Source organism: Pseudomonas sp. NPDC089734, assembly GCF_044748865.1.
Taxonomy (GTDB): domain Bacteria; phylum Pseudomonadota; class Gammaproteobacteria; order Pseudomonadales; family Pseudomonadaceae; genus Aquipseudomonas.
In genome coordinates this window covers 19,905-43,745 of record NZ_JBIVGV010000019.1, presented here as the reverse complement: position 1 = coordinate 43,745, position 23,841 = coordinate 19,905, and the positions used below count along the sequence as shown (strand labels likewise).

Sequence of the window (23,841 nt, the reverse complement as noted above, 5' to 3'; positions counted from 1 at the left end):
AGCACGCGATTCGGGACACGTAAGGAGCCCATGTTCCCGCGAAACTGTCTTCTCTGCTCAAGAGCATCGTAAATGGGCAATACGAGCGGCAGGGAGGAAAACGATTTTCGCTATCGTCCGTAAACCGACTGCAATTGTGCCGGTGTCATTGCATCCTCGAACGGCACAGGCACTGATTTCAGCGCGCCGTAAAGGTTACGATAACGCCAGTATTTGCCGCTGCCGGTCAACTGATAACCACGCTCGACTACACGTTGACCATTGAGCACATAGCGTATGGTTTCCTGAGCAGATTCCGGTGGTGTTGGCAGTATCAGATCATTGACCAGCACGCGCATCGACTCGTCGATACACTCATCGAGAACAGCTGTGACCTGTTTCAGATCCAGGGCTCCATCATCGATGCATTGTTCGCCGCAGCGCCGAATCGGCTGACCGGCCACTTCGATGCGCATGCGATACAGGGCTGTACCGGCAATATCTTGAACCTGCACCTGATTGCTCAATACGAAGGTGCTTCGATCAGGTGTCAGTATCAGTTGAGGTTCTATTGCCAGACGTGCGCTGATGTCCCCCGTTCCTTGCTTGAGGCCTGCGGCCAGCGAGGCTTGCTGGAAGCGCCGTTGCAGATACTCCTGCAACGGCATGCTTGCCAACAGATCCGCCAGCGGCCGAGAATCCTCTAGGGCGCTTTGTTCTGCATTACGCTGCAAGCTACCGCTGCCCATCTGAGTGTTGATCAAGCTGGCTACCAGCAGTCCGGCGACTCCGGCGCTATTGCTCGAACTCGCGACCAGATTGTGGCTCGACGACGCTGCGGCTTGCGCCGTTTTGGCGTCGATCACGGTGTTGGCACCGACAAATGCCTGTGGCAGTTGCAGGTCCACTTTGATCCCATGGGCCAAGACGTATGACGTCGCGTCTTGAGACTTGAAGCCAGCTTGCGGCGCGGATTTCTGTGCGCAACCGACAAGTGTCAGCAGGATCAGGGCGCTGGCCGCTTTCAGCAAGCGTTTCATTATTTGAACGGTGTAAGCATTTGCTGACGGCTTGTGTCTATCGTCTGGTAGAACGCATTGGTCAGGTTGGTGTAAGTCGGTTCGTCCCACTCGCCTTGAGCGGCCTGCACGGCGGCAAAGGGTTGAAACCACAGTAGTTTGTTGTCTGCCAGATTGACAATCATGCCCTGTCCACCTACCTGTGCCATGGGAACGCTGGTCGGCACGATGCTGTGATAGCTGCGAGTTGCTCCGGTCACCAGGATATTGACCAATAACAGGCGATCAACACCATAAGCGGCTTTGAGGGGGGTCAGGTCGCGGACTGTATAGCCTTCGCGAAAACTGATTTCCTTATAGGCATTCAAATCCACCGGCTCGTTGATTCGTTTGGCCTTGTAACCTTTGGCCTGTAACTTGGCGACAATGGCATCGGGCAGTGTATTGAAATCGCGCACTTGCCATTTCTCGACGTTATCGCTGAGGCTGCTGTTGACGCCTTTATTGATGGCCAGATCCAGAAGACCCTGATTACCTGTCAGTGCAAGCACCGGTTCTGGCAGCACGCTGATTGCTACGCCGATGGTTGGCTCTTTGGTATCCCAGAATTGTTGATCCAGTGGTACTGGCGGTTGAACATTTGCGCAGCCGGTAAGCGCCAGGCAAGCGAGTAAAGTCAGTGTTGCCAGACGGCGAAGTATATAAAGCGGCATGTAACCAATCCCTGTAAGTTAAAACGATGCCGCCTTTATCGACAGCATTGATCAAAACAGTAGTGGCTTTTTGATATTTTTTTCAGTCGAGTTTCAGCACATCAGGAGCAACGATGCCTGGCAAACCCGCTACGCCACTGATGCACAATGTTTTCAGACTGTTCAACATCGAACCAGGCGAGGCCCGGCCTGTGCTCATTGGCCTTCTGATGTTTTTCGCGTTGTTCACGGGGTACTTCATGCTACGCCCCGTGCGAGAAACGATGGGGATTGCGGGCGGGGTGGATAACCTGCAATGGCTGTTTACGGGCACGTTCCTGGCCACACTGGTCATGTTGCCGGTGTTTGGCTGGCTGGCCTCGAAAGTCCCTCGCCGGGTATTGGCGCTCTGGATCTACACGGGCTGCGCCTTCATCTTGTTGATGTTCGCCGCGGTGTTCTGGCTTTACCCGGACAGCGTCTGGGCGGCACGTACCTTTTATATCTGGTTGTCGGTGTTCAATCTGATTGCGATTTCACTGGCCTGGAGCGTCCTGGCCGATGTGATGACGGCCGGACAGGCCAGGCGCACTTTTGCGTTGATTGCCGGAGGTGCAAGCGTTGGCGGGCTGGTGGGGCCTGTGATGGGCGCGATGCTGGTCAAGCCGCTGGGGCATGCCGGTTTATTGATGATCAGTGCATTGCTGTTGTGGGTCTGTGCCGGTGCGGCAACCGGGTTGCATCGCTGGCGGGAGGGACGTCCTCTGGCGCAGGCCGATGAGCCAGCGCCGAGGCACAAGGCTCTGGGTGGCAATCCCTTTTCGGGCGCGACCCAGACACTGCGATCGCCTTACTTGATGGGGATCACGCTGTTTGTGCTGATGCTGGCGAGTATCAACACCTTTCTGTATTTCGAGCAGGCTCGTCTGATGGTCGAGTATTTTCCGGACCGCACCGATCAGACACGCGTCTTCGGTCTGATCGACGCCACCGTGCAGGCCTTGTCCCTGATCGTTCAGGTTTTTCTGGCAGGTCATCTGGCCAGGCGTCTGGGTGTCGGCGTGTTGTTGATCCTTGTTCCGGTGCTGATGGTGCCGGGTTTTCTGGCGTTGGCGGTTGCACCGTTGTTCTCGATATTCGTGGTGGTCATGGTTGTGCGCCGGGTCGGTGAATATGCCCTTGTCAGGCCGGGGCGGGAAATGCTTTACGCCGTCTTGCCGGCCGAGCAGAAGTACAAGGCCAAGAACTTTATCGACACGGTGGTCTATCGCGGCGGCGATGCGGCGAGTGGCTGGCTAAAGCGGGCGATTGACCTGCTGGGTGAGCACCCCGCCGCGGCCATGCTGGTGGGGGCGTTGCTGGCCGCGGGCTGGGGTGTGTGCGGATATTTACTGGGGCGACATGAACGAGCGCTAGAGGGGAACGAGAACCTCAAGACCGACTGATTGCCAGCCATCCCTCGATCGCTTCGTTTGCCAGTTTTTCGGTGTCCACTTCCAACAGCTTGCCGCCCTGTTTGAGCAGCCGGCCCTCGGCAATCACGGTATCGACATCATTGGGCGTGGCGCTTTGTACAACACTGGCTGTCGCATCGGTTATCGGTGCAATCCCGAGCCTATGCCCGTCGATCAGTGCCAGATCGGCACGTTTGCCCACGGTGATGGAGCCGATGACTTTACCCAGCCCCATACTGTCCGCTCCGCCCTGGGTCGCCCAGTAGAGTACGTCTGCCGCTGTCAGAGCTGCTTCGTTTTCGCTCATGGCCGTGGCCAGGTTCAGGGTGGTCTGCATGACCATGAACGGGTTGGCGTTGCCGCTCAAGACCAGCGTGTCGATGCCCAGGCTCAAGGGCACCCTGGCGTCATGCAAGGCCATTACCGGCGGCAGGCCATAGCCGATGCGCATTTCTGTCAGTGGCGTCAGGCAGACCGTCGCACCGCTGTGGGCAATGGCTTGCAAGTCGGCGGCGTCCACGTGGGTGGCGTGCACCAGTTGCAAGTCGGGGCTCAGAAGTCCGAGTCGGGCCAATTGCTGGATGGCCTTTTTCTGTTGCGCCTGACGGGTGACGCCGATATGCGTCGAGACGGGCAGGGCGTGCTGCCTGGCAAAGGCGAACTCCTGCTGCCATATGTTGGCCTCCGTGCGTTCCGGGCCGCGGATGGCCATGCCCAGATCCACCCGGCGATAAGCCGGTGCCTCCAGTTGTTTCTGGAAGCGCTGGATGTCATTGAAATCCATCGGCGCCGTGGCGGCCAGCTCCTGAGGGTAGCCGTACCACATTCGGGACCTTAATCCGCTCTGTACCAATGCTTGCAATTCCGCGTAGGCAAAGGCCGGGTTACGAATGTTGTGGGCCCAGTTATTGACGGTCGTGATCCCGGCGGCGGTGGCTTGTGCCAGCCCAAGGCGTACGCCAAGGGCGGACAGCTCGGGTGTCAGCCTTTTGCTCAGTGCCAGTTGAGTCTTGAAGAAGGCTTCACCGCGTACCGGCGCGCTGTTGCGCATGAGGCTGTTCCACAGGTGCCAGTGCGTGTCGACGATGCCGGGGATCAGAATCATGCCCGTTGCATCCAGTACCGTGGCTCCTTCGATGGGGAGCTGCTTGCCGACGGCAACGATGAGCCCATCGCGAATGCGCACATCCCCGTCGCGGATGTCGCCGAGTTGCGGGTCCATGCTCAGAATCGTGGCGTGGCGGATCAATAGGTGAGCGGGCTTTTGTGCCGCAGCAGGTGAGGTGTTGCTGCTTGTTGCGCAGCCTGGCATGGCGAGGCCTGCACCGAGTAAGGCACCGGCTTTGAGCAATGCCCGGCGGTCGAGGCCGGTGTCGTTCGACATGTTCTTTCTCCTTCATGGGGGCTTGAATGGCCTGTTCCAGAGCGTCTGCTGATAACCTTGGCCGTTCAGAAGGGTAGACAATGCCGGGCGTTTTCACACAGGTACATGGCGTGCCTGGAGCATGCCTGGGAGCGAAAGCCTGCAAATGGTCTTAACTAAGCGGGCGCAGGTGCCGACAACCACTCTATATCCATGTTTGGCTCTATCTGACGGACCACAAGAGAGCAGCCGGATGTCCATAAAATTACGCTTGCTTCTGCTGATGGGGACTGGCGTGCTTGCCATCCTGATGAGCAGCCTTGTCAGTTATGTGGGGAAGGGCCGGGAGTTGCCCAGGTCGATAAGGGCATGGCTGGCACTTACCGGGCTGTAGTTCAGAAGAGGCGCTCAACACCTTGGATTTGAGCGCCATCATCGCGCAATTATTAGCTCCGTTCCCCCTTGTTTCTCGTTTCTTTTCGGGGGACTGAACAGAGAGTGGCATTGAAGAACGTTAATCGTTTTATTGAATATTGACTCTAAGTTTAAAGACCTAAAGTAATAGTAAGGGGGTATGTTTTCAGAACACCCTTCATGGTTTTTATAGTCAATTATCGGGGCTTAATCACTGGGCTTTAAAGTTGAAAATGGTCTAGCGGTCCCGCCTGATGGTCTGGGAGGGCAAAAAAACACAACTAATATAATAGGGGCGTATGGGTGTCACAGGAGTGGGCACAATGGATGAGGTGATGGACAGTTTTGTTAAAACCAAACTGGGGTCTCCTGTCAGGGTGACGGAGAAGTCCGGGGAGGTCAATATTGTGTATGAGGGTACGCTGCAAGCGGTTGATGCCGCGAAGCGGACGATTACGGTTGAATATAAAAACTATAAGGGGAGGGTGGATACTGTACTTGTTGATAATATCACCAGCGTCAATCGGCGTGAGGTGCGTGACAAACGCTTTGGCAAGGCGCCACCTGCCAATGCGGAAAGGATTATTTACTGGACCGGGACGCGCTGGTTTGACGAATATGCTGTTGCTTTGGAACTGCGTGACGAGTCAATATTCGCTTTTACCCCAGAAGGTACTGAGTTCATAATTCCTGCTGCCTTTTGTGGTACTAAAGAACCTCAGCGTGGCACCCTTGGATTGGTGGACTATCAAACACGTCTGGCGACATTTTACAGTATGACTTCTCCGGAACAGCAAATTGAAGTGCCCATGGACAAGGTCGCTTCGATTGATAAGGGTGTGATCACACCTGTGGTGTAGCGGGGTATTAAACCTGAACGTATCAAGGGGTATCTGAAGTCAAGGTGGTTTATTGTGTGAGTGGCGTGGTTCTGATGCCGCCGATGCCCCTTTTGTCCTATCATTCGTCTTTTCCCCAAGGCTGATGATTTCCCCCATGACAACCACACCCACCACCCTTCTGGCCGCCCTGCAAGCCACCACCATGCTGGAAATCGATGGCCTGCACGCTTGGGAGTTCACCCTGGCCGATGACTTGAATATCGAGTGCATGGATGGCCGCGAGCGCAAGGTATGGCGCTTCAGCCAGGCGCAGATTCAGGCTGCCACCTTCGATGAAAGCCTGCAAAGCTGGGTCATCAACGACGGCACTGCCGATCACCGTATTGTCTGCCTCGATGCGTTTACGCCAGGCGATGAGGATGAAGGCGAACTGGATTGATTCTGCGATAAAACTACCTGAGCGACAGCGGTGTCATACATCGGACTGTCGCGTAGCCGGCACCCATAATTTCAACAAGAAAGGAATGCCTCTATGACCCCCGCGTTTCTGCCGTGGCTGGCGCTTGCCAGCGCAATCAGCGTTTTCCCCGTTCAGGCCCAGACCATGTCCGATATCGATTTGCTGGTGGGTTCCTACACTCAGGGCAAGAGTGAAGGCATCTACCGTTTCGCTTTCAACAGCCAGACGGGCAAGATCGACCCCGCGCCGCGTCAGGTGATCCGGACTGAAAACCCTTCCTGGCTGACCGTATCCAGAGATGGCCGTTATCTGTATGCGGTCAATGAGAACGGACCGGGGCAGAGTGATGTGGTGGGCAAGGTCAGCAGTTTTGCCATTGCTCCCGGTACTCATGAGGTGACGTTCATCAATCAGGTCAGGAGCCAGGGCGAAGAACCCACGCATTCGAGCCTGAGCCCTGACGGCCGATACCTGCTGGTTTCCAACTATGCGGTACAACCCGATCCGGGCGGTTCTCTGGCGGTGGTACCGGTTGGCAAGGATGGCAAGCTTCAAGAGGTCGTACAGGTGGCCGGACCTAATCGTGCCAGCGAGGTCAACCGGGAACGGCAGATGTCCTCCCATGTGCATGCGGCGGTGCCGACTCCTGATGGCAATTATGTGGTGGCTGCGGATCTGGGGGCCGACAAGCTGTTTGTGTACCGCTATGACGGCAGCCAGGACAGGCCTTTGCAGCCAGCCAGCACGCCTTCGGTCCAGTTGCCTGCCGGCAGCGGGCCACGGCATATCCTGTTCAGCCGCGACGGCAGGCATGCCTGGCTGGTTGTGGAGATGACGGCGCAGGTCGTGGTGTTCGATTACCTGGACGGCGAGTTCAGGCAGACTCAACTGATCGACCTGAAAAATCAGGGTGTGCAGCAGCTCAATGGCGCAGCGGGCCTGCATGCATCACCTGATGGTCGGTTCCTCTATGTCACCAACCGTGGTGAGGCTAATCAGATACTGGTGTTCCGGATCGACCCGGCCACCGGGGCGCTCGAGGAAATACAGCGTCGTTCGGTGGAAGGGAAGGAGCCTCGGGAGTTCAGTGTCGACCCCAGTGGCCATTTCATGCTGTTTGCCAATCAGAAAAGCAATCAGATCGTGACGGTTCGCCGTGATCCGCAAAGCGGAATGCTGGGGGAAACGGTGCAGAGAGTCGATCTTGATTCGCCTTCGGATCTGCATTTCCTGACCGACGATTGAACGCCTCAAGGCTCCAGCCCTCGGTTTACGTGGGCTGGAGCCATTATTAATCCAATTGATATGAGCTAGTGCCATAAAAGATTTTTGAATGACCTTCCTCGGGCGTAAGTTTGAGTCACGGCCAGAACGGCCACCACTTGAATCCAAGCGTGCTTATATAAAAGACTACCGAGGGTCAGCGATATGAACTTCAATATCTTTTCCATCATTGCCGCATCGGCCATTTCGGCATCCGTTGTTCTTCCGGCCAGTGCCAGTGTTGAAGTGACCGATAAAAAGGCTCACGCGACCCAGACGTATACACCCAAGTACCTGCAACAAAGTGCCAACTTCTATGCCGCACTGGATCACAAGTCTGCGCAGTGAAGTCTTGAACGATCAGTGATCATCCATCGCTTTCACACGCTCACACAGGTTTTTGCGACCCCTGTCCATTACGTGGCAGACCAGGCATCTACTGTGGCCTGAGCGTTCCGACAAACGCCCCGTTACTCAAGAAGTAACGGGGCGTTTTTTATGGGGTTATCAAGAGGAGGTGTAATGCGCTCATTATCAAGCGCGCTGATAGTTGTCATGCAGAGTCATCGTTTTTAAATAAGCCGTTTATCGACGATCCTGTCGGCCATGAAACACATTGTGGAGTTGTAAACATGGCCACTGCCATTCTTGATTCAATCAAACAGGGCGCTTATATCGCGATCTCTCTTTACGTCGTTTTCATTGCCGTGGTCACCATCACCAGCATGAACCCTCAGCTTAAAACCCGTACTTATGAAGCGAGTGCGCCTGCACTGGCCGAGCTTCAGCAGGTCGCCGGCGCTTCCCGGAGGCGGGCATCATGAGTGGTGGAAAAATGTGGGTAACCGCCGGGCTTGCCGTGTTGATCAATGGCGGTTCTTTATTGGGAGCAGGGCAGAGCTCTCTCGGAGGGATCGCTCGCAATATCGAGTGCAGGCACGGGATTGCCCATGCCATTGAAATAGCCAGATCGCATCAGGCGTTCGCAGAGGGGACCGCTACGATTTCATAGCGGCTCCATGCCTGAAAGGGCGGTTATTGATCTTTCTTCATCATTCCCGCCAGCGCCGCAAACGGGTTGTGGGTGGCCTTGGCCGCTTTCGGTGTGCTGAGGGAGCTGTCCGAGAAATACTGCTGATCCGTGTAGCGCGAATGCTCGTTGTCGTGGCAATACAGGCACAGCAATTCCCAGTTGGAACCGTCCTGCGGGTTGTTGTCATGGTTGTGATCGCGATGGTGAACGGTCAGTTCGCTCAGGCGCTTGCCCGAGAACTCGCGAGCGCAACGTCCGCAGACATGGGGGTACATGCGCAGCGCCTTGTCGCGATAACCCATTTCACGGTCACGCTGGGCGTCGGCCAGGATACGGTCCAGCTTGGACGTGTTGGAAGGAGGGTTGGCCGTGCTCATGGTGTCACCTGTGTCGTGTGCGCATTGAAAGCGGAGATGCGCACAAGTTTAGCGTCAGATGACGAAACTCACACCTGCTGGGAAAGCAGTTGGCCATCCACCATGCGCAAACGCTTGGACAGTGAGACGGCCAGAGCCCGAATGATCTTGGCGGCAATCTTTGGTGCCTCTTCAAGCATCTTGTCCAGGGAGTCGCGCCCCAGATTCAACAACTGGCAGTCCGAAGCGGCAATGCAACTGGCCGAACGGCGTTCGCCATCCAGTACGGCCATTTCGCCAAAAGCCCGGCCCCGACGCAGCGTGGCGATTTCCACCTGCTGGCCTTCGGGGTTCAGTTTCTGTACCGAAACCGTGCCTCGATCGATGATGCACATGAACGTACCGGCATCGCCTTCATTGAAAATACTCTGGCCTTCCTGGATGTCGCTGATGCTGAAATACCCCGCGACGGTCAGATAATCGGCGGGCAGCAACGTATCGAACAGGCCGCAGTCCAGCAGCATGTCGCGTATGGCATTGTTCAGGTGTGACGGTTGTTCTGACATGGTTCGGTCTTGTTCTGTCTGAATGAGTCGCAGGGGAGCAGGTCAGTGCTCCCGATGCTACTAAGACAGACTTTTCAGGCCAAGTTCAGTCCAACTGCAAAACCTTGAAGATAAACCCGTATTCCAGCGCGACATCGCGCAGCCCCTGATAGCGTCCGCTCATGCCACCATGCCCGGCACCCAGTTCGGTCTTGAGCAGCAGGAGGTTGTCGTCTGTCCTGGTCGCACGCAATCGGGCGACCCATTTGGCGGCTTCCCAATACTGCACGCGGCTGTCGTTGTAACCGGCAATGACGAGTGTGGCGGGATAGGCCTGGGCACTGACATTCTCGTAAGGCGCGTAGGCCTTGATGCGCGCATGAACCTCGGGCTCCTGAGGATTGCCCCACTCGTCGTATTCGGTGACGGTCAGCGGCAGCTCGGGGTCGAGCATGGTATTGAGCACATCCACGAACGGCACTTCGGCAATGGCGGCCTTGAACAGCTCGGGGCGCTGGTTGAGCACCGCACCGATCAGCAGGCCACCGGCGCTGCCGCCACTGATGACCAATTGTTCGGAGCGGGTCAGGCCCTGGGCAATCAGGTGTTCGGCACAGGCAATGAAATCATCGAAGGTGTTCTGCTTGTGTTCCTGCTTGCCGTTGCGGTACCAGGCTTCGCCCAGTTCACCGCCGCCGCGCACATGGGCAATGGCGAAAGCCACGCCACGGTTCAGCAGGCTCAGGCGGGCATGGGAAAACCACGGGTCCAGGCTTTCGCCGTAGGCACCGTAGCCATACAGGTACAGCGGTGTCGCCTGGCCCAGCAACTCGCGCTTGACCACCAGGCTGATAGGCACCTGAGTGCCATCGGGTGCAGTGGCCCACAGACGTTGGCTGACATAGTCATCGGCATCGAAGGTGCCGAGTACCGGGGTTTCCTTGAGCACGGTCTGTGCGCCGGTGGCCAGGGTCAGTTGACGCACCTGAGGAGGGCGATTGAGGGACTGATAACGCAAGCGAATGCAGTCGCTGTCGAACTCCAGTGAATCCTGTACATACAGGCTGTAGGCCGCATCCGGCAATTGCACGCGATAGGCTGGCAGGCCTTGCGGGCGAACTTCTATGATCGGCAGGCCGCCTTCCCGAAGGCTCAGTGTCAGGCAGCTGGCATTGAGGCTCAGGCCTTCAAGCATTACCGAATCGCTGTGCGGGACCAGTGTCTGCCAATCGTCGCGGGTGGGGACGCCGGAGCTTTTTTCGGCCGCCTGATACAGCGCGAAGTTGATACCGCTCTGATTGCTGCGGATAAACCAGCTCCAGACGCCATCGAGCTGGCCATGATCCGGGAAGTATTCGTGACCTTCGACCCGTTCGGCCAGGCAGACAAAGGCCTGGCCGGGATGATCGGCATCCAGCACCCAGGCTTCGCTGGTGGTCTTGCTGTTGAGCAGCAGTACCAACTGGCGTTCGGAGCTGCTGCGAAAGCAATGCAGGAAGAAGCGCCCGTCCGGCTCGTTGAACACCAGCTCGGCCGAATCGCTGCCCAGCCGATGGCGATAAAGCTTGTGCGGGCGATGGGTGTCGTCCAGCTCGCCGAAGAACAGCGTCTGGCTGTCGTTGGCCCAGGTCATGCTGCCGTCGCAATCGTCGAACGGCAGGCTGCTGACCTGACCGTTGCTCAGCTCCTTGACGTAAAGCCGATAGACCTCTTCGCCCGTGGTGTCCAGGCTGTAGGCCAGGCGCTGGTGGTCCGGGCTGATGCTGAAGGTGCCCAGTGAGAAGAATCCGCCATTGGCCAGTACGTTGGGGTCCAGCAGCAGTTCTTCATGGTTTTCATCGACATCGTTCGAGCCGTTCGCCGGGCGCGGGCAGCGATAATGCCGGGCATATTCGTCGCCTTCGGTGGTCCGCGTGTAATACAGGTACGGGCCCCAGGGAGAAGGCAGTGACAGATCGGTTTCCAGAATCCGGCCCTTGATCTCCTGGAACAGGGTTTCGCGCAATTCAGCCTGATCGGCCAGTTGCAGCTCCTGATAGTCGTTTTCAGCTTTCAGGTAATCGAGCACTTCATCGCTGTCGCGATTCTGTAGCCAGGCATAGGGATCGGAGCCGTCGGCCTTGCGAGCGACAGGGGCGCTGGAGGTGGCATTCGAGAAGGACATGCTGGGCTCTCTTTAAAGGCATCGGTTCATTGAGGTCTCGGTGGCTGGCACCGATTACTGAAGCCGGGCGAGCCGGGCCAGTGAAAAGTCGTTATCATAAGCGCCTCATTATTACCTGCCTTACCACGGACGTCATGACCGAGAACGACTATCTGATCGCCTGGGGCCTCTATGCATTCGCCGCATCGGGCTGTCTGCTGGTGTGGTTTCTGATGACTCGCTGGATGTGGCGCTATCTGAAAGAGCCGCTGCGTGTCGTGGGAGCCGTGCTTCTGTTCACGCCGACCATCGTTGATCCTGCGAAGGAATTGTTCGCACCTGCCGTGGCTGTCACTGCACTGGACCTGCTGTTCAAGGTCGGCAGCAATGTGTGGAGCGCACTGATCGACCTGTCCACGTACGGCATGTTCGCCTTTGTTGCTTACCTGCTGTTTGTGCTGGTGCGCTGGCCCATTGAGCGGAACCGCAAGCCAGTCCAGCCAAAACCGGTGGCCGAGCCCGAAGAGGCGGATGACGAGCCTTTTGCCAGGGACGATCGTTATGGCCGCAGGCCAGCTGCACCGGCCGGTACTGCGAGTCGCGGGCGAGTCGAGCCCCGTCTGTAGAACCCGCTTCGTTGGCAAGCGTTCGGTACGTATTGAAGCGAGAACCTGAGCATGTGTGAATTACTGGGCATGAGCGCCAATGTCCCGACCGATATCGTTTTCAGCTTTACCGGGCTGATGCAGAGGGGCGGGCGTACCGGTCCGCATCGGGATGGCTGGGGCATTGCCTTTTATGAAGGGCGCGGCCTGCGTCTGTTCCAGGACCCGGCGGCCAGCAGCGAATCGGAAGTCGCCCAGCTGGTGCAGCGCTATCCCATCAAGAGTGAAGTGGTCATCGGCCATATTCGACAGGCCAATGTCGGCAAGGTCTGCCTGTCCAACACGCATCCGTTCGTACGTGAACTCTGGGGCCGCAACTGGTGTTTCGCGCATAATGGCCAACTGGCGGACTTCAGCCCGCAGGCCACTTTCTACCGGCCTGTAGGCGATACCGACAGCGAAGCGGCCTTCTGTGATCTGCTCAATCGCGTTCGTGAAGCTTTTCCCGAGCCGGTGGACATCGAGCAGCTGCTACCCTCCCTGATCCAGGCCTGTTCCGAATACCGGGGAAAGGGCGTGTTCAATTGCCTGCTCAGCGATGGTGACTGGCTGTTCTGTTTTTGCAGCAGCAAACTGGTCCACATCACCCGCCGAGCACCGTTCGGGCCTGCGCGCCTCAAGGATGTCGACATGATCGTCGATTTTCAGGCCGAGACCACGCCTCATGATGTTGTCACGGTCATTGCGACCGAAGCCTTGACCGAGAACGAAACCTGGAACCGCTATGAACCCGGCCAATGGGGACTGTGGCGCAAGGGAGAATGCATCACCCGAGGATCAACCGATACCCCGCTGTAAAACCCGCATAAATCAACAAGAGGGATCTAAATGCTGCGAAGTTATCTGCGACTGGTCTTGTTCACGGCCGGCCTGTTGTTCGGGGTCCAGGCTCCGGGGTTCATCAGTGATTACAGCAAGCGGGTGGAAGCGCATCTGATCGAAGCGCAACAGGCCATCAAGGGCTACAACGCGACAGCGCAGCAGTTCTTCAAGGGTGATATCCAGGCGCTGATCCAGCACTATCGCAACAGCGAAGACCCGGTATTTCGCAGCGACGCCGATAACATCAGCTCGCTGCTGACCCGTACCCACGCCCTTGAGCGTCAATGGCTCGGCTTGCAGGGCTCGTGGTATTCCAGAGCCTGGTACGTCGCGACCTCGGCCGATCCCGACATCCGCCGCGAAACCTTCAATGGCTACACCTGGCAGGTGCTGCTGGCACCTGAAGTCATTGCCTGGGGCATCATTTCGGCCTTGCTGCTGGCGCTGGTGATCGAAAGCCTCTTTCTGTTGCTGGGATGGGTGGTTACAGGCGGTCGGCGCAAGCCAGCGTTGAACCGGGAGTGGCGCTGAACTTCTTGCCTGCAACGTTTCAATGTCTTCGCGGCTGAAACCGCGAAGACTCACCTTGCCTCGATGGCTTTCTGGTATTTTCGGTAAAACGTATGTAAGTACAACTGGGTTCGGTTGCTGTTAATACTGCGTAATAACAACGGTTGTAGCTGAATTCATTCAACGAGATAAGTGTTTTCATACATCAGTGTCAGGTCGGATTTTTTGATTGTTTGCCGTCATAGAAAGGGACGACAACAATCATAAGAGACGCTGTATATGAATATCACTTTGTACGTCGAGCAGCATCTTACCTACAGAGAGGCGTTGAAGATCGCTTACGATAAAGCCAAGCGTGAAGGCACGCTGGACGAAATCACCGAGGCGTCCTGCCAGGTTGAATTCAACAGACCCCCTCCGGCTGCCATCTATCATGAGTCCGATATGATCAGCCGTTATGGTGAAACCGAGAATGGTGGTTTTTATTTCAAGGCGTGGAATCTCAGGGAAGTTTATGAGCAGGCAAGGATCAATGGACGGGTCAGTTATGCCGAGTCATTGAACGGCAGGATCAGTGAGGCTGTAGATGAAATAAAGGATACCCTAAAGGCTTCGGGAATGGAGTTTTCCGAGCAGGACCTTAAATTTTCGATCAATGAAAAAGGAGAGTTCAAGCCTGTGCCTCTACCTGGTAAATCCAGCGAGGTGACGGAGAGCCTTTTTACGAAACTGCTGAATGAGAAAGAAAGCCTGAGATATATGGCCCTGGAGTACGCCAGGATGGTTGCCAGTGTTATCGATGTTACTCTGGAAGGACGAAGTGCTCCTTATGCCCTTTACTTCTCCCCTGAACAAACGGATTGATAGCTTGTTGGCTAACGGGCGGTATGCCCGTTAGCACATTGCATTTCTTTAATACTATTCAGCGGATGATTCTTTGAGTGCAGATATGTACGAATGAAACCTTCTCACCGTTTTTGCTGCCTACACCTCCTTTTTCATGGCTGTTGGGGTACATGAACCAATTGCCTGGGTTGTAGGTCAGTTGCCATTTTGTCCTGAAACCGTGTTGCCAGATCCAGAAGGGGTCGGTTGCTTTACTGCCATGACATGCAGGCAGTGAGAGTGATGTCCTGATAAAGCCGCTTTTGTTACTTGTGCCTTGTGATGCGATATAACTTGAGTTTGAATCCTGATTGATATTCAACTCAAGCGTAACCCTCACCCCTTCAAGCGGGTGTCCCTTGTAATCGACGACCTGGGTTTGCCAGTCAAGCGTTCGATAGGCCCTGTGCTTGCCGAAATAGGGCGTGAATTGTTCTGCATCCCCTGTAACCTGGTGATCGGACAATCGGGGTGCCGAACCAAACAGGATTTCATAGCGTGAATTTTCCGGAATGCTGTGTTGCGGTTTTCTCGAGACCCTGAGCTGTATTTGTTTTCCAACATCAAGATTGGGAGTGGTATAGGCTTCATCACCATATTTGGTTTTCCAGATGTCGCCATCCTTATATTCAATTAACCAGGGAGCGTTTGCCGGGTCGATCTGGTTAATCAACACCCGTTGCCCACGAATGGCCGTGAACGAATAGTATTTCACGTCTGAGTCATGGGTCAGGCTGTCAATGATCGTGTTGAGTTTGTCAGGTAACTCCACTATTTGTGGCGATGTTTCGTTCTGATCCGTTGCAGGTGGAGTGGGATCGGCTATCGCGCTTATGGGATTCATGCCAAGGCCGGTAAAGGCCAGTGCAATAATCAAGATGTGTCTGTAGAACGTATCCATCTTCAAATTCCTTTTACAGTACGCAGCCGTTATCGTCGAGGCGTCAGGGCGCCCAGCGCGTAAGGCTGTATTTATTGAGAAAACATTAATTCAGGCGCACAGAAGAGAGCGTCTGTCAGGCAGTTGTTTATCAACTGATCGTCAGGACGTAATCATTGGTGAGAATCAGTGTCAATCCAGAATTGGGAAATAAACGAAGAAGTACCGGGTGAGGTTTAAACAACACACTCCGTATGCTTTCGGATGTAATCCACGATGACTTCAGGCTCATTCCACATCAACACATCCAGAATCGAAAGGTTCTCTATGAAAGGGTAAGGAGCTGTCGGGTAGGTGAATGGCGAGGGCTTGAGAAATCGCAGTTCTATTCCCCGTTTCTCCCATTCTCGGGGGATGAATATTTCACGTCCGCCCGGTGCATTGATATAGCGTCGGGCACCCAGCAGGCTGCTGATTTCCAGCGCCCATTGGCCAGCGTGTGTAATGGGGGGTAACTCCAGTTTCATTTCGGAGCAGGGGACCCAGTTGAAGGCGATGCCGAGGTATTCGCAGATGACTTTCAGGGCCTGAGTATTGAGTTCACCGATACTGAGCGAGCGAGCCGATTCAAAGCTCTGGTCGAGCAAGTGCAGGGTCTGCTGAAAGAAGGGCGCACAGGCACGATAGTGCTGAAGCTGACCCTGAATACGCTTCAAGGCGCTGGCAGGGTCGATGACCTGGGTATTCTCTATCAGGATGCCGTCACCGGCCTTCACGGGAACGGTGATGTATTGCCAGCCGCCCTTGTCATCCAGCACCCGGTTGCGATTCATCCAGCTTTTACGTTTGTACTGGACGGTATCGAAGAGTATTCCCCGTTCCACCGAGGCAATGAGCTGAAAGTAACCGAGATAGGGGAAGAAGTAGGGCTGCATGATGCCCAGTGTATTGATCATGAGAAGCCCGCAAGACCTCGGTCTGGCCGAAGGCACAGTCAGAAATACAACAGAGTCGTTGTGATTACGGCTGTTGGGGATTCACAAGTCACTGCAAGCCTAGTCGGCCAGGGGAAACGTTCAGTGCTATCGGTCGCCTTCAGCAAGCCGGTCGATGACCGGCCAGTGAAGACAGGAGAGAGGCGTTACTTGGCCAGATACCGCATGCTTTCTTCCAGGCCGCGCAGGGTCAGCGGGTACATCTGGTCTTCGATCAACTCGCGGATGATATGGGTGGAGGAAGTGTAGGCCCAGGCATCCTTGGGATAGGGGTTGATCCAGACGATCTTCTTGAACTTGGCCATGAAGCGCTGCATCCACACATAGCCTGCCTCTTCGTTCCAGTGTTCGACGCTGCCTCCCGGCTGCGTGATTTCATAGGGGGCCATGGCGGCATCGCCGATGAAGATCACTTTGTAGTCTGCGCCGTACTTGTGCAGCAGGTCCTGGGTTGACGTGCGTTCCGAACCCCGGCGCAGGTTGTTCTTCCAGACCGATTCATAAATGAAGTTATGAAAGTAGAAATACTCCATGTGTTTGAACTCGGTCTTGCAGGCCGAGAACAACTCTTCGCAGACCTTCACATGAGCATCCATCGAGCCGCCGATATCGAACAACAGCAGCAGCTTGATGGTATTACGCCGTTCGGGGCGCATCTGGATGTTCAGAAGGCCTGCATCGCGAGCGGTGTGATCGATGGTGCCGTCGATATCCAGCTCGTCGGCCGCACCCTGGCGGGCGAACTTGCGCAGGCGGCGCAAGGCCACCTTGATGTTGCGGGTGCCCAGTTCCACCTGATCGTCGAGGTTCTTGTACTCACGCTGATCCCAGACCTTGACCGCCTTGCCCCTTCGTTCGCCAGCTTCGCCGATGCGAATGCCTTCGGGGTTGTAGCCCCCTGAGCCGAACGGGCTGGTTCCGCCGGTGCCGATCCATTTGTTGCCACCGGCATGGCGTTCCTTCTGTTCTTCCAGGCGCTTCTTGAACTCCTCGATCAGCTTGTCCAGACCGCCCAGCGACTGGATCTGCGCACGCTCTTCATCCGTCAGCGAGCGCTCGAACTCCTTGCGCAGCCAGTCTTCGGGGATCAGGGCCTGCAAATGATCGTCGAGGTTTTCCAGGCCATTGAAGTACGCACCGAATGCCCGGTCGAACTTGTCGAAGTGGCGTTCGTCCTTGACCAGAATCGTGCGCGCCAGAAAGTAGAACTCGTCGATGTCGGCGAAGATGACCCGTTGTTTCAGTGCGTTGATCAGGTCCAGCAGTTCCCGCAATGACACCGGTACCTTCGCCGCACGCATTTCGTTGAACAGGTTGAGCAGCATGGCCGTCGCCCTTTCTCGTGGCAGGTTGGATAAGGTGGATCAGCGGCTGCCGCGACGGCTCATGAACGCCAGGCGTTCAAGCAACTGCACATCCTGCTCATTCTTGACCAGTGCGCCCGCCAGCGGCGGAATGGCCTTGGTCGGATCGCGTTCGCGCAGCACGGCCTCGCTGATGTTGTCGGCCATCAGCAGCTTCAACCAGTCCACCAGTTCGGAGGTCGAAGGCTTTTTCTTCAGACCCGGTACCTTGCGGACGTCGAAAAAGACATCCAGCGCTTCGCTGACCAGATCCTGCTTGATGTTGGGGTAATGCACATCGACGATCTTTTGCAGGGTGTTGCGGTCCGGAAAGGCGATGTAGTGAAAGAAGCAGCGGCGCAGGAAGGCATCCGGCAGTTCTTTCTCGTTGTTGGAGGTAATGATGATGATCGGGCGCTGTTTCGCCTTGATGGTTTCGTCGATTTCGTAAACGTAGAACTCCATCTTGTCGAGTTCTTGCAGCAGGTCGTTGGGGAACTCGATGTCGGCCTTGTCGATTTCATCGATCAGCAGAATCACGCGCTCTTCGGACTCGAAGGCTTCCCAAAGCTTGCCCTTCTTCAGGTAGTTGCGCACGTCGTGGACTTTATCGACGCCCAGTTGCGAGTCCCGCAGGCGGCTGACCGCATCGTATTCATACAGCCCCTGATGGGCCTTGGTGGTGGATTTGATGTGCCAGGTAATCAGGCGGGCACCGAAGGATTCGGCCAGTTGCTCGGCCAGCATGGTCTTGCCTGTGCCCGGTTCTCCCTTGACCAGCAGCGGCCGCTCCAGAGTGATGGCGGCATTGACCGCCAGCTTGAGGTCGTCGGTGGCGACGTATGCAGGAGTGCCTTCGAACTTCATCGGTGAATCCTCTGACGTGACGCGCGCGCATGAATGGCTGGCGCGGCTCAATGGGCATAAAGAAGGTGATGACTATAGCGTGCAGGCCTGCCGACTGTGAACGCAGATGCCTCATTCAGTCATTGAATGAAGGATCTGCGCTCACAGGGTCGAGCCGTGTTCAGGAGCTTTCGTTGCTTTCATAGCGTGTATTGAACGCCTGGACAAACGCATTGCGCAGCACTTGCAGAAAGGCCTGGAAGCCGCTGATGTCCTGCTGTCGAACGCTGCCGCTGAGTTCTACGCGGGTCGCGAACTGGTTTTCCCGCTGGTTTTTCAGGAGCGTTTCACTGCCGCCCACCAGTGCTTCCCAGATCGAACGAAAGAATCCCTTGTTCTGGTTTTCCACATCCTGTTGCCAGTTGAAGACATCGACATTGCGCAGCAGCGGCTTGATATAGCCACTGAGCTGGCCATTGGTGGCCTGAGCTTCGATCACCAGATCGCCGTTGCCGGCATTGAAGTCGAACTTGCCATAGGCCGAGGCAAAGTCATTGAGCCGTCGCAGGTAGATACCTGTGGCCCGCAGGCGAAAGTCGAAATCCTGGAAGTCACTCATCGGGTCGAAAGTGGCACTGCTTTCCACGGTCGCACTGCCCAGCATCCGGCCCTTGCCTTCAAAGCGGGCGTCGCGCCGGCCTTCGACATCGACCACGTTGGTCAGGTTATAAAGGCTGGCATTGACCCGGTCGGCCTCGATCCTGACCTTGGGGCTGGAAGTGAAGTTGTTGAAGGTGATGCGTGCATTCTCGATACGGACTTCGTCGAGGGTGATGGGCAGCAGCTTGTTCAGTTGCGTGCGCCAGTCTGTGCCCTGACCGGTCTGTGACGCCTGCTTGTCCTTGCCGCCATCGACGAAGTTCAGTTCCGGTTCGATGAACACCATCCTGGCCACTACGGCATGGTTGTACCAGAGGGCATGCCAGCTCACGGCGAGGTCGATGACCGGCACCTTGACGAACGGCACCGGAACCTTGCCGTCCACCTTGACGATATTCAGTCCGTTGATCCTGTAGGCACCGCGCCACAGGGCGATGTCCACGTCGCTGATCTGGCCGCGGTAGTCACCCATGTCCGCGAGTCTGTCGTTGAGGTAGTGCCGCACCATATAGGGCAGGGCGGCATGGAGGGCGATCAGCAGCACGACAAGAGTCGCCAGTATCCATAGTGGCCAGCGGTAGCGGGTTTTCATGACCTGAGCCTCTGGATGTGTTGAACGGTTGACTCCCCAGGCTTGCATCCGTTCGCTGCAACTGGACGCGCACTGGCTGTAAGCATAGGCTTTGAGTTTTTAACGCATGCGTACAAGGACACGATCATGAGCCGCATATATGCAGATAACGCCCATTCAATCGGCAATACGCCTCTGGTGCAGATCAACCGCATCGCTCCTCGGGGTGTAACGATTCTGGCCAAGATCGAAGGGCGCAATCCGGGGTATTCGGTGAAGTGTCGGATTGGCGCCAACATGGTCTGGGACGCGGAAAGCAGCGGCAGGCTCAAGCCCGGCATGACCATTGTCGAGCCGACTTCGGGTAACACGGGGATCGGCCTGGCGTTCGTGGCGGCTGCCCGTGGTTACAAGCTGATCCTGACCATGCCGGCTTCCATGAGCATCGAGCGACGCAAGGTGCTCAAGGCGCTGGGCGCTGAACTGGTACTGACCGAGCCGGCCAAGGGCATGAAGGGTGCCATTGCCAAGGCAGAAGAGCTTCTGGCCAGCAACCCGGAACTCTATTTCATGCCGGCTCAGTTCGATAACCCGGCCAACCCGGCCATCCATGAAAAGACCACCGGCCCTGAAATCTGGGAAGACACCGAAGGCGCCATCGATGTGCTGGTGGCGGGAGTGGGGACCGGCGGCACGATCACGGGGATTTCGCGCTACATCAAAAACACCCAGGGCAAGCCGATCCTGTCTGTTGCGGTCGAGCCCGACGTGTCGCCGATCATCACCCAGGCTCTGGCCGGTGAGGAGCTCAAGCCCAGCCCGCACAAGATTCAGGGGATTGGCGCCGGTTTCATTCCCGGAAACCTGGACCTGTCGATTGTCGATCGTGTGGAACTGGTCAGCGATGAAGAAGCCAAGTCCATGGCACTGCGGCTGATGCAGGAAGAGGGCATTCTGTGCGGCATTTCCTGTGGCGCGGCCATGGCGGCTGCCGTGCGTCTGGCGGAGAAGCCTGAAATGCAGGGCAAGACCATCGTTGTGATTCTGCCGGACTCCGGCGAGCGTTATCTGTCGAGCATGCTGTTCAGCGATCTGTTTACCGAACAGGAATTGCAGCAGTAAACGTATCCTGCACTTGTCTGTCTTGTACTGATTCGACAAGTGTTTATGATGCTCGGCTGTCGAAGAGCCGGATGGCCATGGTGACCATCCGGCGGTTTCGACCTTCGTTCAAGAGTGACCCATGACATGACAGCGTTCAGCCATGCGTCTGTTACAAGGAGAGTTTCATGAGCTTTTCACTGGCTGCCAAGGCATCGATCCTGATGCTGTTTTTGGGCAGCACGCTGTATGTGCACTTGCGTGGCAAGGCGCGGCTGCCGCTGTTACGTCAATTCGTGAACCACTCGGCGCTATTTGCTCCTTATAACGCCTTGATGTACCTGTTTTCCCGCGTGCCGTCCAAACCGTATCTGGACCGCAGCCAGTTTCCCGAGCTGGATATTCTCAAGGACAACTGGGAGGGCATTCGCGATGAGGCCATGCGCCTGTTCGATGAAGGCTATATCCGTGCTGCCGAGAAGAACAACGATGCCGGTTTCGGCTCTTTCTTCAAGAAAGGCTGGAAGCGGTTCTACCTGAAATGGTACGACAAGGCGCTGCCGTCTGCCGAAGCCCTGTGCCCGAAAACCGTTGAGCTGGTCAACAGCATTCCCAATGTCAAAGGCGCGATGTTCGCCCTGTTGCCGGGTGACAGTCATCTCAACCCGCATCGCGATCCGTTTGCCGGTTCCCTGCGTTATCACCTGGGGCTGTCCACCCCGAACTCCGACGCTTGCCGGATCTTTGTCGATGGCAAGGAATATTCGTGGCGTGATGGCGAAGACGTGATGTTCGATGAGACCTACGTGCATTGGGTCAAGAACGAAACCCCGACAACGCGCGTTATCCTGTTCTGCGACGTCGAGCGCCCGCTCTCCAACCCTTTCATGACCCGTATCAATCGCAGCGTGAGCGCCTTTCTGGGACGGGCCACCGCGCCGCAGAACCTGGACGATGAGCGTGTGGGCGGGATCAACAGGGCGTATGCGTACAGCAAACGCTTCAGCGACAGCTTCAGCGGCAAGGTCAAGCAGTTCAAGCGCCGCAACCCCAAAGCCTATCGGGTCATGCGCCCGGTGCTGGCGGTGATCGTGGCGGTTCTGCTGTGGAACTGGCTGTTTTGATTTTTCGCGGATGAATCCGCTCCCACACAGATCCGTGTGGGAGCGGATTCATCCGCGAAAAACATCTTACAACGCGAAACGCGCGACTAACCCATTGAGGCCGATGGCCAGGCGTGACAGCTCCTGGCTGGCGGCCGACGTCTGGGTCGCACCGGCGGCAGTCTGTGTGGACAGATCGCGAATGCTGACCAGACTGCGGTCCACTTCCCGGGCGACCAGCGATTGCTGTTCGGCGGCACTGGCGATGACCAGATTGCGCTGATTGATCTCCGAAATGGCGGCCGTGATCTTTTCAAGGGCCTCGCCTGCGCTGCTGGCACGCTTGAGGGTCTGACCGGCCTGTTCTGCACTGTTCTGCATGGCATCGACTGTCTGGTTGGTGCCGTTCTGAATATTGTTGATCATCAGCTCGATTTCCTGCGTCGAGTCCTGGGTACGCTGGGCCAGCGAGCGCACTTCATCGGCCACGACGGCAAAGCCCCGGCCAGCCTCTCCGGCCCGTGCGGCTTCGATGGCGGCATTGAGCGCCAGCAGGTTGGTCTGCCCGGCAACACCCCGGATGACTTCCAGTACCTTGGCGATGTCCTGGGCCTGAGAGGCCAGGTCTTGTGCCTGTTCCGAGGCCCCCAGCACTTCGCTGACCAGCCCTTCGATCGACTCGATGGTCTCGGTAACCTGACGATGGCCATGCTGGCTGTCGGCATCCGAGGCTCTGGACGCTTCCGAGGTCGACACAGCGTTGCTGGCCACTTCGTCGACGGCAGCGCTCATCTGCGTCACGGCCGCCGCGGCCAGTTCAATCTCGTCATTCTGCGCCTGAAGGCCGCGTGTGCTCTGCTCCATGACCGAACTCATCTCTTCGGCTGCCGAAGCCAGCTGCGACGAGGATTCGCTGATGCTCTGGATGGTCGAGCGCAGGTTGTCCTGCATGATCGACAGCGCGGTCAGCAGTTGTGCCGGCTCATCCACGCCCTCATGGCTGATCGGCGTACGCAGGTTGCCCTGGGCAATGATCTGCGCCACGCCCAGTGCTTCGTTGATCGGTTTGACGATGCTGCGTGTCAGCAGCCATGCCAGCAGCACGGTACCCAGCAAGGCCAGGACAATGATCAGGCCCACGATATTCTGCGTGGAGTTGTAGAGCTCGGCGGCTTCGTTGGCGGCCTGATCGGCCCCTTGCTGGCTGAAGCCGATCATGGCTTCCAGATGCCCGTCGAGTATGCGGCCTTCTGGTGTGAGTTGTTCGGTGAGGGCGACTCTGGCGTCGTCGAAGTGCTGGGAGTCTATCAAGACAATGATCTTGTCCAGCAGGGTCAGATAGCGAGTCGCTGATTGTTCGAGATCGTTCAGCAGCTTGGCTTCCCGGGCATCGGTCGTTTTGGCTTTCTGGTCTTGCAGGCGCTTGAACAGCTCGGTTCGAGCCTCGGCGATGACTTTCTTGCTGCGCGACTGGCTGGACGCTTCCGGAATGGCGATCAGTCGCAAGGCTTCCATGCGGACGGAATCGATGTTGGCTCCGACGTCGTGCATGTTTTCGATGTTGGGCATCCAGGATTGCTCGATGACCTCCGCGCTGGAACGCAGTACGGACATCTTTCCGAGGCAGAAGACGCCTACGAATGCCAGTAAGGCGGCTACCAATCCAAAGCCCAGGCAGGCTCTGATCCCTATACGCATGTTTCTGATAAACATTGACTGCTCCTTGGTGCCTAGATACTCCCGGGTTGTTGTTGTAGGTGGGGGAGGGTTGGGTAATGTCTTTGAGCTACCATCTTATAGAGGAGTCATGGCCCAAGGCCATAAATGATGATTTATTGGCGCGGTCTTATTGACGCAGGGCAAGGTTGTGCACTCGGGCACTGGAACGTGACGTATT

24 protein-coding genes are annotated in these 23,841 nt (G+C 56.6%); 12 read left to right on the top strand and 12 right to left on the bottom strand.

The features are described from left to right. Positions 1 to 110 precede the first annotated feature (110 nt). Both ACIPY9_RS20760 and ACIPY9_RS20755 read right to left on the bottom strand, forming a co-directional pair. The gene (locus ACIPY9_RS20760) at positions 111 to 1,019 is read right to left on the bottom strand and encodes a hypothetical protein (RefSeq protein ID WP_400705778.1); all 909 of its coding nucleotides are present in this window, start codon (positions 1,017 to 1,019) and stop codon (positions 111 to 113) included. Beyond that, entirely contained in the window at positions 1,019 to 1,711 is a 693-nt protein-coding gene (locus ACIPY9_RS20755) for a hypothetical protein (protein ID WP_400705775.1), read from the bottom strand. Before ACIPY9_RS20755 ends, ACIPY9_RS20760 begins: the two co-directional genes overlap by 1 nt. A gap of 113 nt (positions 1,712 to 1,824) precedes the next feature. Here ACIPY9_RS20755 and ACIPY9_RS20750 point away from each other — a divergent pair, with 113 nt between their 5' ends. Beyond that, entirely contained in the window at positions 1,825 to 3,135 is a 1,311-nt protein-coding gene (locus ACIPY9_RS20750; RefSeq protein WP_400705772.1) for an NTP/NDP exchange transporter, read from the top strand. Here ACIPY9_RS20750 and ACIPY9_RS20745 read toward each other — a convergent pair. Next, positions 3,122 to 4,528 carry an amidohydrolase family protein gene (locus ACIPY9_RS20745; RefSeq protein ID WP_400705769.1) on the bottom strand — a complete coding sequence of 469 codons (1,407 nt, stop codon included), beginning with the start codon at positions 4,526 to 4,528 and terminating at the stop codon, positions 3,122 to 3,124. The two genes, ACIPY9_RS20750 and ACIPY9_RS20745, sit on opposite strands and share 14 nt — an antisense overlap. Before the next feature lie 716 nt (positions 4,529 to 5,244). On the opposite strand from ACIPY9_RS20745, the gene ACIPY9_RS20740 reads away from it, so the two are divergent. From ACIPY9_RS20740 to ACIPY9_RS20720, 5 genes are all read left to right on the top strand, one after another. Continuing rightward, positions 5,245 to 5,781, top strand: coding sequence for a hypothetical protein (locus tag ACIPY9_RS20740; protein ID WP_400705766.1), 537 nt, complete (start codon positions 5,245 to 5,247; stop codon positions 5,779 to 5,781). Positions 5,782 to 5,917: 136 nt separating this feature from the next. Continuing rightward, positions 5,918 to 6,202, top strand: a complete 285-nt coding sequence (locus ACIPY9_RS20735) for a DUF5629 family protein (RefSeq protein WP_400705763.1) — start codon at positions 5,918 to 5,920, stop codon at positions 6,200 to 6,202. A gap of 93 nt (positions 6,203 to 6,295) precedes the next feature. Beyond that, a complete protein-coding gene (locus tag ACIPY9_RS20730; RefSeq protein WP_400705760.1) occupies positions 6,296 to 7,468 on the top strand; it encodes a lactonase family protein in 1,173 nt (390 codons plus the stop codon). A 183-nt stretch (positions 7,469 to 7,651) separates the two neighbouring features. Then, entirely contained in the window at positions 7,652 to 7,834 is a 183-nt protein-coding gene (locus ACIPY9_RS20725; RefSeq protein ID WP_400705757.1) for a hypothetical protein, read from the top strand. A 284-nt stretch (positions 7,835 to 8,118) separates the two neighbouring features. Next, positions 8,119 to 8,310, top strand: coding sequence for a hypothetical protein (locus ACIPY9_RS20720; RefSeq protein ID WP_400705754.1), 192 nt, complete (start codon positions 8,119 to 8,121; stop codon positions 8,308 to 8,310). Positions 8,311 to 8,521: 211 nt separating this feature from the next. Here ACIPY9_RS20720 and ACIPY9_RS20715 read toward each other — a convergent pair whose 3' ends face one another. The 3 genes from ACIPY9_RS20715 to ACIPY9_RS20705 form a co-directional block, all read right to left on the bottom strand. Further along, on the bottom strand, positions 8,522 to 8,896 hold the full coding sequence (locus ACIPY9_RS20715; RefSeq protein ID WP_400705751.1) for a YajD family HNH nuclease: 375 nt from the start codon (positions 8,894 to 8,896) through the stop codon (positions 8,522 to 8,524). Between the two features lie 68 nt (positions 8,897 to 8,964). Then, on the bottom strand, positions 8,965 to 9,441 hold the full coding sequence (locus ACIPY9_RS20710) for a cyclic nucleotide-binding domain-containing protein (protein ID WP_400705748.1): 477 nt from the start codon (positions 9,439 to 9,441) through the stop codon (positions 8,965 to 8,967). An 85-nt stretch (positions 9,442 to 9,526) separates the two neighbouring features. Beyond that, positions 9,527 to 11,584: a S9 family peptidase gene (locus tag ACIPY9_RS20705; protein ID WP_400705745.1), complete on the bottom strand. Its 2,058-nt coding sequence runs from the start codon at positions 11,582 to 11,584 to the stop codon at positions 9,527 to 9,529. 134 nt (positions 11,585 to 11,718) lie between these two features. On the opposite strand from ACIPY9_RS20705, the gene ACIPY9_RS20700 reads away from it, so the two are divergent. The 4 genes from ACIPY9_RS20700 to ACIPY9_RS20685 all read left to right on the top strand — a co-directional run bounded on the left by ACIPY9_RS20700 (position 11,719) and on the right by ACIPY9_RS20685 (position 14,424). Continuing rightward, positions 11,719 to 12,189, top strand: coding sequence for an MFS transporter (locus ACIPY9_RS20700; RefSeq protein WP_400705742.1), 471 nt, complete (start codon positions 11,719 to 11,721; stop codon positions 12,187 to 12,189). Positions 12,190 to 12,240: 51 nt separating this feature from the next. Then, complete coding sequence (locus tag ACIPY9_RS20695; RefSeq protein WP_400705739.1) at positions 12,241 to 13,026, top strand: class II glutamine amidotransferase; 786 nt, start codon at positions 12,241 to 12,243, stop codon at positions 13,024 to 13,026. Positions 13,027 to 13,056: 30 nt separating this feature from the next. Further along, entirely contained in the window at positions 13,057 to 13,581 is a 525-nt protein-coding gene (locus ACIPY9_RS20690) for a DUF2937 family protein (RefSeq protein WP_400705736.1), read from the top strand. A 258-nt stretch (positions 13,582 to 13,839) separates the two neighbouring features. Continuing rightward, complete coding sequence (locus ACIPY9_RS20685) at positions 13,840 to 14,424, top strand: hypothetical protein (protein ID WP_400705733.1); 585 nt, start codon at positions 13,840 to 13,842, stop codon at positions 14,422 to 14,424. Between the two features lie 58 nt (positions 14,425 to 14,482). On the opposite strand, the gene ACIPY9_RS20680 is transcribed toward ACIPY9_RS20685, so the two are convergent. The 5 genes from ACIPY9_RS20680 to ACIPY9_RS20660 form a co-directional block, all read right to left on the bottom strand. Further along, positions 14,483 to 15,346 (bottom strand): hypothetical protein, encoded by an 864-nt coding sequence (locus ACIPY9_RS20680; RefSeq protein ID WP_400705730.1) that lies wholly within the window; start codon positions 15,344 to 15,346, stop codon positions 14,483 to 14,485. Between the two features lie 215 nt (positions 15,347 to 15,561). After that, the gene (locus ACIPY9_RS20675) at positions 15,562 to 16,281 is read right to left on the bottom strand and encodes a WbqC family protein (RefSeq protein WP_400705727.1); all 720 of its coding nucleotides are present in this window, start codon (positions 16,279 to 16,281) and stop codon (positions 15,562 to 15,564) included. A 185-nt stretch (positions 16,282 to 16,466) separates the two neighbouring features. Then, entirely contained in the window at positions 16,467 to 17,645 is a 1,179-nt protein-coding gene (locus ACIPY9_RS20670) for a VWA domain-containing protein (protein WP_400705724.1), read from the bottom strand. 39 nt (positions 17,646 to 17,684) lie between these two features. Next, on the bottom strand, positions 17,685 to 18,530 hold the full coding sequence (locus ACIPY9_RS20665) for an AAA family ATPase (RefSeq protein WP_400705721.1): 846 nt from the start codon (positions 18,528 to 18,530) through the stop codon (positions 17,685 to 17,687). 160 nt (positions 18,531 to 18,690) lie between these two features. Beyond that, positions 18,691 to 19,761 (bottom strand): DUF748 domain-containing protein, encoded by a 1,071-nt coding sequence (locus ACIPY9_RS20660; RefSeq protein ID WP_400705718.1) that lies wholly within the window; start codon positions 19,759 to 19,761, stop codon positions 18,691 to 18,693. A gap of 126 nt (positions 19,762 to 19,887) precedes the next feature. Here ACIPY9_RS20660 and cysK point away from each other — a divergent pair, with 126 nt between their 5' ends. Then, entirely contained in the window at positions 19,888 to 20,862 is a 975-nt protein-coding gene (gene cysK, locus ACIPY9_RS20655) for a cysteine synthase A (protein WP_400705715.1), read from the top strand. 167 nt (positions 20,863 to 21,029) lie between these two features. Next, complete coding sequence (locus ACIPY9_RS20650; protein WP_400705712.1) at positions 21,030 to 21,965, top strand: aspartyl/asparaginyl beta-hydroxylase domain-containing protein; 936 nt, start codon at positions 21,030 to 21,032, stop codon at positions 21,963 to 21,965. A 66-nt stretch (positions 21,966 to 22,031) separates the two neighbouring features. On the opposite strand, the gene ACIPY9_RS20645 is transcribed toward ACIPY9_RS20650, so the two are convergent. After that, the gene (locus ACIPY9_RS20645; RefSeq protein WP_400705709.1) at positions 22,032 to 23,657 is read right to left on the bottom strand and encodes a methyl-accepting chemotaxis protein; all 1,626 of its coding nucleotides are present in this window, start codon (positions 23,655 to 23,657) and stop codon (positions 22,032 to 22,034) included. Between the last annotated feature and the right edge of the window lie 184 nt (positions 23,658 to 23,841).

Bases quoted from the DNA above. Each gene is read 5' to 3' on its own strand.
- ACIPY9_RS20760 (WP_400705778.1), bottom strand. From the start codon at position 1,019: ATGAAACGCTTGCTGAAAGCGGCCAGCGCCCTGATCCTGCTGACACTT.
- ACIPY9_RS20755 (WP_400705775.1), bottom strand. From the start codon at position 1,711: ATGCCGCTTTATATACTTCGCCGTCTGGCAACACTGACTTTACTCGCT.
- ACIPY9_RS20750 (WP_400705772.1), top strand. From the start codon at position 1,825: ATGCCTGGCAAACCCGCTACGCCACTGATGCACAATGTTTTCAGACTG.
- ACIPY9_RS20745 (WP_400705769.1), bottom strand. From the start codon at position 4,528: ATGTCGAACGACACCGGCCTCGACCGCCGGGCATTGCTCAAAGCCGGT.
- ACIPY9_RS20740 (WP_400705766.1), top strand. From the start codon at position 5,245: ATGGATGAGGTGATGGACAGTTTTGTTAAAACCAAACTGGGGTCTCCT.
- ACIPY9_RS20735 (WP_400705763.1), top strand. From the start codon at position 5,918: ATGACAACCACACCCACCACCCTTCTGGCCGCCCTGCAAGCCACCACC.
- ACIPY9_RS20730 (WP_400705760.1), top strand. From the start codon at position 6,296: ATGACCCCCGCGTTTCTGCCGTGGCTGGCGCTTGCCAGCGCAATCAGC.
- ACIPY9_RS20725 (WP_400705757.1), top strand. From the start codon at position 7,652: ATGAACTTCAATATCTTTTCCATCATTGCCGCATCGGCCATTTCGGCA.
- ACIPY9_RS20720 (WP_400705754.1), top strand. From the start codon at position 8,119: ATGGCCACTGCCATTCTTGATTCAATCAAACAGGGCGCTTATATCGCG.
- ACIPY9_RS20715 (WP_400705751.1), bottom strand. From the start codon at position 8,896: ATGAGCACGGCCAACCCTCCTTCCAACACGTCCAAGCTGGACCGTATC.
- ACIPY9_RS20710 (WP_400705748.1), bottom strand. From the start codon at position 9,441: ATGTCAGAACAACCGTCACACCTGAACAATGCCATACGCGACATGCTG.
- ACIPY9_RS20705 (WP_400705745.1), bottom strand. From the start codon at position 11,584: ATGTCCTTCTCGAATGCCACCTCCAGCGCCCCTGTCGCTCGCAAGGCC.
- ACIPY9_RS20700 (WP_400705742.1), top strand. From the start codon at position 11,719: ATGACCGAGAACGACTATCTGATCGCCTGGGGCCTCTATGCATTCGCC.
- ACIPY9_RS20695 (WP_400705739.1), top strand. From the start codon at position 12,241: ATGTGTGAATTACTGGGCATGAGCGCCAATGTCCCGACCGATATCGTT.
- ACIPY9_RS20690 (WP_400705736.1), top strand. From the start codon at position 13,057: ATGCTGCGAAGTTATCTGCGACTGGTCTTGTTCACGGCCGGCCTGTTG.
- ACIPY9_RS20685 (WP_400705733.1), top strand. From the start codon at position 13,840: ATGAATATCACTTTGTACGTCGAGCAGCATCTTACCTACAGAGAGGCG.
- ACIPY9_RS20680 (WP_400705730.1), bottom strand. From the start codon at position 15,346: ATGGATACGTTCTACAGACACATCTTGATTATTGCACTGGCCTTTACC.
- ACIPY9_RS20675 (WP_400705727.1), bottom strand. From the start codon at position 16,281: ATGATCAATACACTGGGCATCATGCAGCCCTACTTCTTCCCCTATCTC.
- ACIPY9_RS20670 (WP_400705724.1), bottom strand. From the start codon at position 17,645: ATGCTGCTCAACCTGTTCAACGAAATGCGTGCGGCGAAGGTACCGGTG.
- ACIPY9_RS20665 (WP_400705721.1), bottom strand. From the start codon at position 18,530: ATGAAGTTCGAAGGCACTCCTGCATACGTCGCCACCGACGACCTCAAG.
- ACIPY9_RS20660 (WP_400705718.1), bottom strand. From the start codon at position 19,761: ATGAAAACCCGCTACCGCTGGCCACTATGGATACTGGCGACTCTTGTC.
- cysK (WP_400705715.1), top strand. From the start codon at position 19,888: ATGAGCCGCATATATGCAGATAACGCCCATTCAATCGGCAATACGCCT.
- ACIPY9_RS20650 (WP_400705712.1), top strand. From the start codon at position 21,030: ATGAGCTTTTCACTGGCTGCCAAGGCATCGATCCTGATGCTGTTTTTG.
- ACIPY9_RS20645 (WP_400705709.1), bottom strand. From the start codon at position 23,657: ATGTTTATCAGAAACATGCGTATAGGGATCAGAGCCTGCCTGGGCTTT.